At 44.6% G+C, this 14395-nt stretch carries 12 protein-coding genes; 4 read left to right on the forward strand and 8 right to left on the reverse strand.

Annotated features, from left to right (window positions below; all coding sequences use genetic code 11):
* Positions 1–607: 607 nt before the first annotated feature.
* A complete protein-coding gene (locus IJ23_RS16705; protein ID WP_005384268.1) occupies positions 608–1480 on the reverse strand; it encodes a Tim44 domain-containing protein in 873 nt (290 codons plus the stop codon).
* 393 nt (positions 1481–1873) lie between these two features.
* Here IJ23_RS16705 and IJ23_RS16710 point away from each other — a divergent pair, with 393 nt between their 5' ends.
* From IJ23_RS16710 to IJ23_RS16720, 3 genes are all read left to right on the forward strand, one after another.
* Positions 1874–2464 (forward strand): TetR/AcrR family transcriptional regulator, encoded by a 591-nt coding sequence (locus tag IJ23_RS16710; RefSeq protein WP_005382308.1) that lies wholly within the window; start codon positions 1874–1876, stop codon positions 2462–2464.
* 13 nt (positions 2465–2477) lie between these two features.
* A complete protein-coding gene (locus IJ23_RS16715; protein ID WP_033906874.1) occupies positions 2478–4352 on the forward strand; it encodes an MFS transporter in 1875 nt (624 codons plus the stop codon).
* Positions 4353–4466: 114 nt separating this feature from the next.
* A complete protein-coding gene (locus tag IJ23_RS16720) occupies positions 4467–5396 on the forward strand; it encodes a YeiH family protein (protein WP_152560946.1) in 930 nt (309 codons plus the stop codon).
* On the opposite strand, the gene IJ23_RS16725 is transcribed toward IJ23_RS16720, so the two are convergent.
* The 7 genes from IJ23_RS16725 to IJ23_RS16755 form a co-directional block, all read right to left on the reverse strand.
* Complete coding sequence (locus IJ23_RS16725; protein WP_033906876.1) at positions 5393–5581, reverse strand: hypothetical protein; 189 nt, start codon at positions 5579–5581, stop codon at positions 5393–5395. The genes IJ23_RS16720 and IJ23_RS16725 overlap by 4 nt on opposite strands.
* Before the next feature lie 100 nt (positions 5582–5681).
* Positions 5682–7109, reverse strand: coding sequence for an o-succinylbenzoate--CoA ligase (gene menE, locus IJ23_RS16730; RefSeq protein WP_033906877.1), 1428 nt, complete (start codon positions 7107–7109; stop codon positions 5682–5684).
* Entirely contained in the window at positions 7094–8083 is a 990-nt protein-coding gene (gene menC / locus IJ23_RS16735; protein ID WP_033906878.1) for an o-succinylbenzoate synthase, read from the reverse strand. Before menC ends, menE begins: the two co-directional genes overlap by 16 nt.
* A 125-nt stretch (positions 8084–8208) precedes the next feature.
* A complete protein-coding gene (gene menB, locus IJ23_RS16740) occupies positions 8209–9075 on the reverse strand; it encodes a 1,4-dihydroxy-2-naphthoyl-CoA synthase (protein ID WP_005382318.1) in 867 nt (288 codons plus the stop codon).
* Positions 9068–9895, reverse strand: a complete 828-nt coding sequence (gene menH / locus IJ23_RS16745; protein WP_033906879.1) for a 2-succinyl-6-hydroxy-2,4-cyclohexadiene-1-carboxylate synthase — start codon at positions 9893–9895, stop codon at positions 9068–9070. Before menH ends, menB begins: the two co-directional genes overlap by 8 nt.
* The gene (gene menD / locus IJ23_RS16750; RefSeq protein ID WP_033906880.1) at positions 9882–11600 is read right to left on the reverse strand and encodes a 2-succinyl-5-enolpyruvyl-6-hydroxy-3-cyclohexene-1-carboxylic-acid synthase; all 1719 of its coding nucleotides are present in this window, start codon (positions 11598–11600) and stop codon (positions 9882–9884) included. The genes menH and menD overlap by 14 nt, the downstream gene beginning before the upstream one ends.
* Positions 11597–12904, reverse strand: a complete 1308-nt coding sequence (locus tag IJ23_RS16755; protein ID WP_033906881.1) for an isochorismate synthase — start codon at positions 12902–12904, stop codon at positions 11597–11599. The genes menD and IJ23_RS16755 overlap by 4 nt, the downstream gene beginning before the upstream one ends.
* Positions 12905–13121: 217 nt before the next feature.
* Here IJ23_RS16755 and IJ23_RS16760 point away from each other — a divergent pair, with 217 nt between their 5' ends.
* On the forward strand, positions 13122–14336 hold the full coding sequence (locus IJ23_RS16760) for a pyridoxal phosphate-dependent aminotransferase (protein ID WP_005384283.1): 1215 nt from the start codon (positions 13122–13124) through the stop codon (positions 14334–14336).
* Positions 14337–14395 lie beyond the last annotated feature (59 nt).

Raw genomic sequence — 14395 nt, forward strand, 5'->3', positions numbered from 1 at the left:
ATCCGTCCCCCTCCACCATATTGAAGAAGCCAGCTCATTGAGCTGGCTTTTTTCGTTTCAGGATCTTGATAGCATAGTCCTACTACCACGAACCTTTCACTCCTCACCGAAACTCTGCTCGATTTAATACCTATCACAGTAAATAAGTGATCAGAAATAGCGTAGGGAAAATGCTTGAGAACAAGGCGCAATTTTTCGATAAGTAGTTATTCTGCAATCAAAAATTGCAACGCAGTTATCGAGTATTTTAACAAGCTAGAATGACCAGTTATTTACTACGATTGGTATAACCTATACTCAATCTCACTAAAGCAACCAACCCCATGTGAAGCTCCACAAACAAAAGGCTGAGGAGCAGATCTTTACCCTACAAACAATGTACTAGCTATTTTGATTTTGTTAGTTCGTATGGCCTTAATATGAATGTTCAATATAACTAGGAAAACACTTGAGGACTTACTAGAAAAAGTGGGTTCGCAAAATTACCAAACGGACTCAATTAGTGATGTTTGTATAAAAACACGTACAAGAAATATAAATGATAGATACAAAAAATCCCGCAGGGGATGCGGGATTTTTACTAGTGACTAAATTGGTTTAAAGGTGACTAGCCTTGAATACCAACGATTAACCATGGCGCATTAGGCGCAGTCAAGTCACGCTCTAGGTGCCAGATATCTTCGATTTCTTCTTCAACACCTTCTACTGTGTCACGGTAACGACCGCTAAACTGCAGACTAAGCTGTGCTTTATTTGCATCGTAATCAGCACGGACGATCTCCGCATCAACGTACATTACGTCAGTATGCTGCTCACCGTCGAGCTTCGCGCGCTCTGCTTTTAGGTCTTCAAACAAGCTTGGAGAAACATATTCTTCAATAGTTTCTAGCTGGTTGTGATTCCACGCACCTTGCAGGATTCGATAGTGTTCACGAGAACCATTAATGAACGCTGCTTGGTCAAAACCCGGTGGGTAGTTATGTGGTACGTCTGTTTGAGCGCCAAAACCACCAAAGCCACCATTATTTGTGTTTGGTTGTTGCTCAAAGTTTTGCATGTTTGGTTGCTCAAACTTAGATGCGTTGCCACCAAATGCAGGCTGTTGACGATGCTGGTTCATACTGCCCTGCTTCGCACCTAGCATACCGCGCATTAGTTTAAAGATGACAAAGGCAATCAAACCAATAATTAGGATATCCATAAACTGGATACCTTCAAAAGCACCGCCAAAGAATGCAGCAAGTAGACCACCAGCAAGAAGTCCGCCTAGCAGACCACCCATAAGGCCTTTCTTACTTGAAGACTTTGTCGTCTGATCTTTGCCGACCGTATTGGTGTTTTGTTGCTGTTGTTTCGGTGCTGGTGCGGTTTTGTAGCTCTTACCGAAAGACTTACTGCCACCAAACTTCTTCGCTTCCGCGATAGGCGTTACAGCAACAGTAAACATCAATAAAGCAACAATAGAAAATAAACGTTTCATCGTTATCCTTAAAGTTAGCTATCTAAGATAGTGCCCCATTTTCAAGACGAAACAATCGTTGTTTCAAACAGTAGCACGCCAAAGATGATTTTTAAGTCATCATACTCTGTATACCGATTGATGAAAATAGCTTATAGAAGCTGACATGTATCAGAATATTGCCAAAAATGCAGACTGCTCACACTGCTTACAATTCAGCTGAAGGCGCTTGATCAATGTAAAAAAAAGTATGGAATAAGTTCACTAATACTCCAGATTGTTTTACTTGAATTAGAATCAGTGACACAGCTCAGAATCCTACACCTTGAGGGCACTTGGACACATTGCCTTGTTGACGGTTAATAGGTAGCTGACTATCATATTGAACGATGTTCAATAAAGTAGTTTGAGAGTATGGCGCGCAGAAACGATCACACCCGAGAAGAGTTAGTGAATTTGACGTTAACAACGGTCAAAAACTTTTTAGATGAGAATTCTTACCACGAACTCAGTCTTCGTAAAATCGCTAACATGATTGGTTACGTGCCAAGCACATTGGTAAATGTTTTTGGTAATTATAATTTGTTGTTGCTTCATGTTGTCGCTCAAACTTTAGATGAGTTATCTCAAGAAGCACGCAAAGCGACTAATGACAGCAAAGACTCCCATCAAGCGCTTTTTGAACTCGCTTATTGCTACCACGATTTTGCTCAAAAACACCCATACCGTTGGCAGTTAGTGTTCGAACACAACATGAATGGAGCAGAACTTCCGGAATGGCATGCCAAACGTATCGATGGTATGACGGGAATGCTAGAGTCACTATTGGCTCAAATCGCACCACATCGTACTGAATCCGAAGTGATTCAAGCGAGTCGAGTCCTTTGGTCTGGCGTACATGGCATTACTTTACTCAGTGTCGATGATAAGTTTTTCTCTAGTGAACCGATTGATGGCAAAGAGTTGATCAGTAATCTTCTTTCCAACTACCTCACGAACTGGTAACAAAGGATTATACATGTCATCCGACAGACAGCCGTCCTTACTTACGCAGAGAAAATTCCTGCCCTATTTCATTACTCAATTTTTTGGCGCTTTCAACGACAATATTTTTAAAAACGTTTTGCTGTTGTTTGTCGCATTCGCTGGCTCCAGTGCACTGCCTATTTCGAGCAATTTGTTCATCAACCTTGCGGCAGGCTTGTTCATTCTACCGTTCTTTCTGTTCTCTGCTTCCGCTGGCGTATTAGCCGACAAATATGAAAAGTCATGGTTTATTCGTAAGGTCAAACTATTTGAAATAGCCATCATGCTGTTAGGTGCCATCGGATTCATAACCGAAAGTTATGGTGTGCTTTTATTGCTACTGTTTTTAATGGGCACACAGTCAGCATTTTTTGGCCCAGTTAAATATGCCCTTTTGCCTCAAAAGTTAAATGCTAAAGAGTTAGTGCCCGGCAATGCTCTTGTTGAAGCTGGTACCTTTATCGCCATCCTTATTGGCACCTTAGGCGCTGGGATTATAGCCTCTGCAGACAACGCAAAATACCTCGCCGCATTTTGTGTCGTGATCTTCGCATTGTTAGGCTACTTGTCGAGCCGCTCAATCCCCTTTGCTGCAGCCAGCGCGCCCAATCTCTCTTTTCGTTGGCAACCATACAAGCAAACCAAACACACGCTCTCTATCGCCAAATCCGATCGAGTTGTTTTTCAATGCATAATGGCAATAAGCTGGTTTTGGTTTTTAGGCGCCGCATATCTAACACAATTTCCGAATTTCACTAAGATTTACCTAAATGGCACCGAGAGTGCGGTGTCTTTCTTGCTCGCTCTATTTTCCATTGGTATCGCGCTAGGGTCGCTACTTTGCAATTGGATCTCAAACCATCGTATCGAAGTCGGTATTGTGCCAATTGGTGCCTTTGGCATTACGGTATTTGGGTACCTAATGGCCACTTCCATTCCCAATGATCTACCTACTTTCCATAACTTTGTAGACTTCTTTAGATATGAGCCTTTTTGGCCATTATTTTTCTACCTATTGATGATTGGCGCTTCGGGCGGTTTGTTTATCGTGCCTCTTTACGCATTAATGCAGCATCGAGCAAAGGAAACCGAACGTGCTCAAGTCATCGCAGGGCTCAACATTTTTAACTCTCTGTTTATGGTCGGCAGCGCTGTCTTAGGTATTGTGTGCCTAAGTGTAATCAAGATGACAATTCCTCAGCTGTTTGCATTGTTAGCCGTTTTAAATTTCTTAGTCGCCGCTTACATCTTTTTGCAAATTCCTATTTTTGTAGTTCGCTTTGTCATGTGGATGCTTACGCACACCATCTATCGAGTTAAGCATAAGAATCTACACAACCTACCCGAGCATGGTGGGGCATTGATTGTATGTAATCATGTAAGCTACATGGATGCATTGCTACTTAGTGCCGTATGCCCAAGGTTGATTCGTTTTGTGATGGAGGAAGATTACGCCAACCTACCTCCTTTAAGGCGCTTTTTACGTCGAACTGGGGTAATTCCAATTTCAGCGAGTAACAGAAGCTCTATCAGACGTGCATTTAACGATGTGGAAGCTGCGCTAAGCGAAGGTCATATCGTCTGTATTTTCCCTGAAGGAAGATTAACTTCAGATGGTGAAATGAATGAATTCATGCGCGGTATTGATATCATTCTACGTCGTAGCCCAGTACCCGTCATACCTGTTGCACTTAAAGGCTTATGGGGAAGCTATTTCAGCCGCGCAAAAGGTCGCGCATGCTGTGGCTTACCGACTCGATTTTGGTCAAAGCTAGAAATTGAGGCAGGACAACCGGTGCCACCAAATGAAGCAACGGCAAAAACAATGTTCGATAAAGTGCATCAACTTAGAGGCGACTGGCGATAAATACACTTGAACACATGTTTAGGATAACTGAACATGTGTTCAAATCATTAAGACAAACTGACCACACCCAGTGCGATATACTCTCCCTTTCATTCACAACAGCGAATAAAAACCTTGAATAGAAACTACCTCCTGTTTGGATTGGCGTTACTTTTTTGTTTAACCCCCTTTGCCTCCTCTCCCATTGCTCTAGTTATCGGTTTTCTACTCGCAAGTTTTGGTTTTGTGCCTTCCGAGCTGCCCATCGCTTCTTTTACTAAAAAGCTGCTGTCTTACTCGATTATTGGCTTAGGCTTTGGCATCAACTTTGAGCAAGCACTTGCAGTCACATCGGATGGTATCGGCCTGATCATCGCCACTATTACAGGCACACTGATCATGGGTACTCTCATTGCCAGGGTACTTAAATTGGAGCGAGTAACCGCTTACTTAATCTCATCAGGTACTGCAATTTGTGGTGGTAGCGCAATTGCTGCTGTGGCACCTGCGATTAAAGCGAAAGACGAGCAGATTGGATTAGCACTGGCAACAGTGTTTGTCCTGAACTCCATTGCACTCTTTGTGTTTCCTGTGATTGGACATGCTTTAGGGCTAGATCAACACACGTTTGGCACATGGGCTGCGATTGCCATTCATGACACATCTTCTGTTGTCGGGGCTGCCTCGGCCTATGGGGAAGAAGCACTAACGACGGCAACAACATTGAAACTCGCGCGCGCTTTATGGATCATTCCTGTTGCTTTGATCAGTGCCATCATCTTTTCAAGAGGCCAAAAAGAGAATGGAAAGAAAAAACTAGCTATCCCTTATTTCATTTTTTGGTACTGTGCAGCTATCGCGTTTAGCGACTTCTTTCCTCAATTTGAAATGGTCTATCACGGCATTTTCATTGGAGCAAAGCAAGCGTTGGTTGTATGTCTGTTCTTGATAGGTTGCAGCATTTCAATTTCAAAACTAAAGTCTGCTGGAGCTAAGCCACTGTTGTTTGGTGTGACTCTGTGGGTGTTAATTTCGACCACTTCTCTGAGTTGGTTACTGTTTTAGATATTGGTGGTCTGCTTATCGCGTTGAGGGGACGGTATTTCCCGTTTGCTATTTTTGTATATAACGACCAACGCAATAGCGACCAAAAATGCCGTTAGCTCTGCAAGAGAGCGGGCTAGCCCTTCACTACTTATCGCGATACCAATTTGTAGTGCTACTGCCGCAATTAAAACTAGCTTTGCCATCCTGAACCTTATGCATTTTCTCTCCACGAAGAAGCATAATTATGATTCAGAGTTATAAGGATACGAAATTCTCTTTATGACTAATACATAGCAAAATTGACTAATGCTGAAGTGATGACAACAGCCACTCTTTCACGGCCTTACGTGAAATTTTGATCCCACCTTCTAGTAGAGTTTCTGGCATTACATGGTATCCCACTGGCCATTTAAACTTCTCTAACTTTGATTGCAAGTGCTGGTCATACTCCGACTTGCTGCGCAATCCATTGGTCTGAATCACAGCTACTGGTCTATGACCAAACTCCGCGTCTTCGACTGGAACCACTATACTCTGCACTACACCATCAATTTGGTTCAAAGCGGCTTCAATCTCTTCACAATGGATATTCTCACCACCAGAGATAAACTGATTGTCGGCACGGCCGATTATCTTTAATTCATCACCTTGCCACTCGCCAAGATCCTTGCTGTCAAACCAGCCTTTCTCATCCAGAAATGGGGTAACATGTCCTTGATGGAAATACCCTGCCGCTAATGTCTTACCGCCAACAAAAATGCGTTGGTCAACTAATTTTATCTTACGGTGCTCCAATACATGCCCAGCATTACTGGTACTGTCAATTCTCTTTGCGGTAACGGTAGAGGCCGCCTCCGTCATCCCATAACCTAACCATGTCTCAATGCCTTGCCCTGTTGCTCGTAGTGCCAACTCGTGATCAACGTGGCTGCCGCCCAGTAGCACATGTGTCAATGACAAATGTGCATCATCATCCAATAACCGTTTGAGCTGAGTCGCAACCAAAGAAGCGTGTGATACGCCCTGAACATCATCAACAAGTTTCCCTGAACCGACTTTTAGTGTTGCTCCGACATATAGCCAACGATAGACAATCGCCAATCCAGAGACGTGATACAGCGGAAGCGATAATAGCCAAGCATCTTGCTGAGTGAAAATGAACTCCTGCAACAAGCCCTCTGCAGACGCAAGATGCTGTCGATGTGTATGAACCACAGCTTTAGGCTCCCCTGTAGAGCCAGAAGTAAATACTACTGAAGCGAGCCGGTCATGATGATAGCTATCTTCAGTCAACGAATCACTCTCTTGCTGTGATACTACAGGCGATGAAAGCAATGTTGCCTTGAGTTTTTGTATATCATGTTCAGAAAAGGTCGAAGCGCACTCCTGAGAAAACCAGATAAACCGAGTTTGATCAGGCCTGTAAAGTGTAGCAAGCTTACCCTGCAACTTATCTAGTGGTTGTTCCATGGTCAGCGCAGCGAGCGCACCTAACTGTTTGGAGGCAAGATAAAACAACAGTGTTTCTACTTGGTTCTTGCCAACCAAAGTCAGCACATCCCCCCGAGTTACACCCAAGTCATTCAAATAGTGAGTGTATTGGTCAATACGCTTCGAGAGTTGTTGCCAGTTTAATACTTCTGTTGATGTCTTGAGTGCAATAGAAAAAGGGCTCGTTTGAGCCCAATATTTCCATGGTGCCTTCGCAATATTGTCTACGCAGAATGCCACACAATCTCCTGGTCTTTTAGAGGAAGAACGGGAAGTTCACACTTAGGCCAGCCCTGCTCTAGCTGAGCTTTGAGTAAGCCAATCGTATCCAAACCTGGAACTTCATCAGGCAGCTGCCATTGGGCAAAGCGCGCTAATTGAGTTAAACCGAGACTGGATTCAATGCTCGAGCTAATCACTGCTTTCATCCCCAGTGACTTCGCTTTCTCTATCAGTGTAATACAAAAATCCACTGAACCAATGAGTGTGGGTTTGATGATGATCGTTTTCACACCAGTTAGATCTTCAAGACGGAAATCTTCACGACGAACCGCATCTTGCAATGTTTCATCCCAAGCGATAGCAATACCAGTATTAATCGCAAAAGAGAGACTATCGCCAGGAGAGCGGCACGGCTCTTCTAGAAACGTGATTCGTTGACGCAGAGACGGAGCAATGTACTTAGCGAACTGCTGCGCTTTTTCTGGTGTCCAAGCGCGATTGGCATCGAGTCGAAGCGTTAATTGAGGGATTGATTCAAGAAAAAGGTTCACAAGCATGCCATCGCGAATTGGCTCATAAAGTCCAACTTTCACCTTAGCGACTTTCTTACCTTCCATTTCGTTCAGCTTTGGAATGAGCTCATCTGGGTCGCCAGTGCATAGTGGCGCTGTTTGGTATTTACCTTGTTGTGGTAAGCCACCAGCTAATTCAAGCTGTGCCATCGATAAACCAAACGCAACCGACGGGTACATCTTGGCATAATCCACATCCAACTCTGCTACCCAACGCTCCGCCTGTTCTTGTAGCTGAACACCCGCATCTTCGGTGCTCTCTAAGCTAAAACCAGGAAGAGGAGCGACTTCTCCAAGCCCTGTTTTACCATCTTCGGAAAGCGCAACAACATAACCAACACGTTCGGTTAGCTTGTTGTCACGTAGGATGACACCACTATCCATGGGCAAGCTATAACGATAAATTTTCGCTTCACGCATAATTCAAGTCCTATGTAATGCCGTATATTTGAGCGTTCTGACGAGCAATCCCACCAGCCTCCCAGAGGGCGAGGCGCTCAGGAAAAAAGGAACAGAGGAGCTAACACGCTCCTCATTTAGACGGATTATGGGTTGCGAGGGAATTTATCGAAGTCTGGGCGACGCTTCTCGTTAAAGGCATTACGACCTTCTTGGCCTTCATCAGTCATGTAGAACATCATCGTTGCGTTACCCGCTAGCTCTTGCAGACCCGCTTGACCATCACAATCTGCGTTTAATGCAGCTTTCAGGCAGCGCAATGCCATTGGGCTGTGCTGTAGTACTTCACGACACCAACGAACGGTTTCTTTCTCTAGATCCGCTAGTGGTACAACTGTGTTTACTAGGCCCATGTCTACCGCTTCTTGAGCATTGTAGAAACGACATAGGAACCAAATTTCGCGAGCTTTCTTTTGGCCTACGATACGAGCCATATAAGATGCGCCCCAACCGCCGTCAAATGAACCCACTTTAGGGCCTGTTTGACCAAATTGAGCGTTGTCAGCTGCAATTGTTAGATCACACATCATATGCAGTACATGACCACCGCCAACAGCCCAACCAGCTACCGATGCGATCACTGGTTTTGGACAAGTACGAATATCACGTTGGAAGTCCAATACGTTTAGGTGGTGCGTACCTTGGTCATCTTTGTAGCCGCCGTAGTCGCCACGGATCTTCTGGTCACCGCCAGAACAGAATGCGTCTTCACCTAGACCTGTCAGAATGATCACGCCAACACCAGAGTCGTAACGCGCATCTGCCAACGCATCAATCATCTCTTTTACCGTTTGAGGACGAAACGCATTACGCACTTGAGGACGCGCAATGGTGATTTTCGCGATACCATCTTCAGACTTATGGTAATGAATGTCCTCGTATTTCTCGCCGCAATCTTTCCATTGAACCGGAGCGTAAAGTTCTTCTTCAGAAATGCCTACTGTTTTAGCCATGGTGATTCCCATTGTTCTCGTTACTCTCACCAAAGTGAGACTGAATTATTTGCTTGGTATGTATCGCAAACTGTTTGGGCTGCTCTTGATGGACGTTATGACCAGCGCCTTCAACTTGTCGATACGCCAACCCGCTACGTTGTGCCAGTTGGCTAAATTTTTGGTCTTTCTCACCACACAAGTAATACACTGGTATGTTCTGCTTTTGCAGTGAGGGCAACAAATATGCCTGTTTGGCTAACGATGTCGCCATCAACATATTCGCCACCGCTGAGCCAAGATTATCACTTCGCTTCGCAATGAATGTTTGTCTTTGCTCATGGTTTAGTGAAGAAAACACCGCTTGTTGGTACCAATCGTTCAAAACACGTTCAAGTGGTTCAGTTTTGAAACGCATTGCCCAGCGAGCATCATTCTCTAATCTCACCTGTTTCTCTGACTCAGTTTGAAGCCCGAAGTTTCCCCCTTCAATAATCGCGCCTGCAATATTGAGATCTGGAAAGCATTGATGGGCAATACCATGCATCGCAATGCGGCCGCCCATAGAGTAACCAATCAAAATAAGTGGTTGTTGTGAGGGAAATAATAAAGATAGTGTGGAACCAAGAAGTTTGCAGCAATCATTCAGATCGCTGCAAGAAATAGATTGGCTATGCCCATGACCAGGGAGGTCAACCGTAACACGTTCATATTCGGGTAATGCATTTAAACACGCGAGCCAATCGGCACCGCTACCGAGTAAGCCATGCAAAAACACCAAAGTGGGCAACGTTCTACTTTGGTGTTTTTCTAATACAGGGAAACGTTCAAAGTAAAGCATTCAGACTCTTATTAAATGCCTTGAGTGTCTCAGCAGCTTGGTTAGATGGGGTTTGAACCTCGACCAGCAACGTTCCTTGGCCGTGACATAAATGCTCTTTTACAGATGATTGGAATTGCTCCAGTGTAGAAACATGCAAATACGCCAAACCAAACTGCTTTGCCGCGTGTTCAAACTGATAACCATGAGGCATTTGATAATATGTCGTTCTGCGCTCTGGTGGTACTGGCAACATATCAAAAATCGCACCGCCGTCATTATTAGTAACAACAAGTATCGCCGGCAGTTTATTGTGAGAAAATAGCGCCAGAGAATTGAGATCATAAAGTGCTGCTGTGTCACCGATATACATTAGTAACGGATTACCTCTTGCCCGTTGCACGCCTGATGCCGCAGCAAACAAACCGTCAATCCCTGACGCGCCTCGATTAGTGAAAACCTCTACACCATCCAATTTTCCGTACATATCAACAAGCCGAACAAACAAGCTATTACCCAAGAAAACATCTACGTTTTTTGTGCGCTCGTTGATGTCTGCTGCCAACGCAATTTCGTCAATGGCAGACGCTGAATCAGATAGGAAGGCTTCTGCGATACGTTGATGAACTCGCTTAACGTCATTCGCTAACCTATCAGCCCACCCAGCAAATATTGACTTCTCAAAACTAATGCGAGAAACCCACGTTTTAGGAGGCTCAACCCAGTGCATTTGCGCCAGATGATTTTGGTTATTCCGGTCCATACAAGGTGAGACATACCAATACTGAACGTCTTTACTTTGTTGATTTTTCGATACTTGTTTATCAATCCATTGGTTCAAACGTTTGGAGATGATTCGGCTACCAAATTGGATAATAAGTTCACAAGATTCAAGCTCGTTTGCGAACTCGGGAAGTTGAAGCCATACATCGTAATACGCCCAATCCGAACTGAGACCACTTTGCGGGTCTGCAAGTACTGGCCATCCCATCTTTTGTGCAAATGCCTGCGCCGACTTCGCTTGTTCAAGCGGTAAGCTGCCAATCACAACCAAGCCTTTTTTGTCTGAAAAAGGCGGGATGTTCGCCTGTGACAAATGGCTAAAACGCTGAGTATAAGTGCCGCTTCCTTTTCGCCATCCGGCGACCGAATCTAAGTAGGTTTGATAATCCGCTTTTGCGCCGTTGGAATACAAAGGCTCTGGAAATGCACAATTAATATGAACGGCACTACCCTGCAATTGCTGAGTAAACATCACTTCGTCAACAGAGGTCAGCAACCAGTTAAGCGACGTTGCTAAATTTGGGCTTGGTAAATTCAAACTGGCCGAAACATGATGTGAAAAAATACCCAATTGATTTATCGCTTGGTTTGCACCACAGCCGACAAGTTCTACTGGACGATCTGCTGTCAGCAGCACCAGTTTTTCACCAGTAAGTTTGGCTTCGGCAACCGACGGTAATAAGTTCGCCACTGCCGTACCAGAGGTAACGATAATTGCCACGGGTTCCTGAGTAGCTTTCGCTAAACCAAGAGCCATAAAGCCCAATCCACGCTCATCAAAATGAGTATGAATGGAAAAGTCGGACTGTTCTGCCGCTTCTAAAGTCAAAGGCGTAGAACGAGATCCGGGAGCGATACAAACATGCTTAACGCCAAATCGCTGAAGCTCAATCAATATGGTTTCTGACCAAATTCGATTGAGCACCGCTTGGTCATGACTCATGATGCGACTCCCAATGGCGGATGATCAGAAATCAGCGTAAGTAACGTCGACATTTTCTTATCAAGTTCTGCCCACTCATGTTCTGCAATGGAGCCTGGAACAATCCCTGCGCCCGCAAACAGTTGTACTTGCTCACCGAGCACAAGCGCACTTCTGATTGCGACACAAAACTCTGCACGCTCATGGCTAATGTAACCCATAGAGCCTGCGTACCAGCCGCGTGCAAACGGCTCATTATCCAGTATAAATTGCATCGACTCTTGTCGGGGTAAGCCAGCAACCGCCGCTGTTGGCTGAAGCGCCGATAACAACTGAACACCATTTATCCCCGCTCTTAGACTAGCGTGAATATTTCGCTTAAGGTGCTGCACTTTTCGTAGTCTGACCAAACTCGGTTCAGCTTCCACTTCAACCATTTCAGAATGCGGTGATAGACGATCAATGATGTCGTCCACCACATACTGGTTTTCGTTGAGGTTCTTTTGGTCTTGGGATAACCAATTCGCCAACTCCATATCTTGAGTGGCATTGTCCCCCCGACCAATCGTACCTGCTAACGCTTCGGTATGTAGCTCATGCCCTACGCGAGAATACAAACGTTCTGGCGTAGACCCCATAAAACTGTGCTTACTGTCTAAGCTCAGCATGAAATGGAAGCTATGATGGTTATTTAAGTAACTTGCTTTAAGTAGCTGTGCAGCACTTAATGTGTTATCAAGCTGCACGGTAGAGCGACGCGCTAAAACCACTTTCTTAAAATCATCATTCTCTATACCAGTCAGAACCTTATGAACTAACTCATTCCATTGAGGCTGACTTGGCGTATGAACAATAGAGCGGATGTGAGACGAAATTGGAGCTAAGGTTGCGACCTCACAAACCAGTTTATTCAACCCAGCTAGAGTTCGCGCTTTGTCTTCTGAAATATTAACTGCGAGAGACCACTGTTGGTCAAAACGAATTAACTCAATTTGAGGCAAAAAGAAAAAAGAAGGCATACAGCGGCGATTCTTCTCATGCTGCCCATCAAAAGAGCGCCCGCCCCAAACTCTTTGCCCTTCACCTAGAATGGTATAAGCAGGACCTGGCTCAACAAAAGCGTGCAATTGCCCTAGTGCAACGACCTCTTCACGTGTATCGCGGGACTGCCAATAAAACTTAGGGAAAAGTGGTTGTGCATCAAGCCAATCAATAAATGAGAAATTGGGTTTCTCGCTAAGGGGCTCGACCAGACGTGTTTGATTGCCTTCCGATTGCTGAACTCGCTCGATAATTCTCTTTACGGCTTGATGGAACTGTGACAAATCAACCTCGTTGTATGTGAGGATAAATGGTAACTGACGGCTACTCTAAGTTTAGACCCAAAGCAAATCAAGGTCGTATGCGATCTTTTGCAAAATCCTGTGATAGCAAGCGAGCAAAACTTAACCAGCAGACAGATTATTTACAGATATATATTCTAATAAAAAACAAATTATTGTATTTTAATAAAGAAATTAACGAATTTTTAGGAATTAAACAATGCAAAATATCGGGATGTCGTCAAAACTCGACAATGTCTGCTACGACATTAGAGGTCCTGTACTCAAACATGCTAAGCGCATGGAGGAAGAAGGGCATAAAATCCTAAAGCTAAACATTGGTAACCCTGCCCCATTTGGTTTTGACGCCCCTGATGAGATTTTAGTCGACGTGATTCGTAATCTGCCGACTTCTCAAGGCTATTGTGATTCCAAAGGTATTTACTCTGCTCGTAAAGCTGTGGTCCAACACTATCAGCGTAAAGGTATACGCTCGCTAGATGTCGAAGATGTGTATGTAGGTAACGGCGTGTCTGAGTTGATCGTAATGGCCATGCAAGCGCTATTAAACAATGGCGACGAAATGCTGATCCCAGCACCAGACTATCCGTTATGGACAGCTTCAGTTGCACTATCTGGTGGTAAGCCGGTTCATTATCTATGTGATGAAGAAGCTGACTGGTACCCAGACCTTGAAGACATCAAAAAGAAAATCACACCAAAGACACGTGGCATTGTTCTGATCAACCCGAACAACCCGACAGGTGCGGTATACAGCCGTGACTTCCTACTTGAAGTGATTGAGATAGCACGCCAGCACAAACTGATCATTTTCGCAGATGAGATCTACGACAAAGTGTTGTACGACGGTGCAACACATACCTCAGTCGCTACACTCACTGAAGACGTGCTAGTCATGACATTCAATGGCCTTTCAAAAGCCTACCGTGTTTGTGGTTTCCGTGGTGGCTGGATGTTCCTAACGGGGCCTAAACATCTAGCTCAAGGATACGTGAATGGCTTGGAGCTGCTTTCATCGATGCGTTTATGTGCAAACGTACCAATGCAACATGCCATTCAAACCGCGTTAGGTGGATACCAGAGTATCAATGAACTGATTTTACCAGGCGGACGCTTATTAGAGCAGCGCAACCGAGCGTATGAACTGATCAATCAGATTCCTGGTGTTTCTTGTGTTAAACCTAAGGGTGCGATGTACCTCTTCCCGAAAATCGACACTAAAATGTACAACATCAAGAACGATCAGCAGATGGTTTTAGATTTCTTAAAACAAGAGAAGGTCTTACTGGTGCAAGGTTCCGGTTTTAACTGGCCAAAACCAGACCACTTCCGCATCGTGACACTACCGCACGTTGAAGATTTAGAAATCGCCATTGGACGTTTTGAAAGATTCCTATCAACCTACAGCCAGTAATGAATCACTGGTAGTAATTAGTGCTGATCTCTCATATGCTTAGAGGAACTCCTAGTGAG

It is taken from the genome of Vibrio sp. OY15, from assembly GCF_000742455.1.
In the GTDB taxonomy this organism is placed as follows: Bacteria; Pseudomonadota; Gammaproteobacteria; order Enterobacterales; family Vibrionaceae; genus Vibrio; species Vibrio alginolyticus.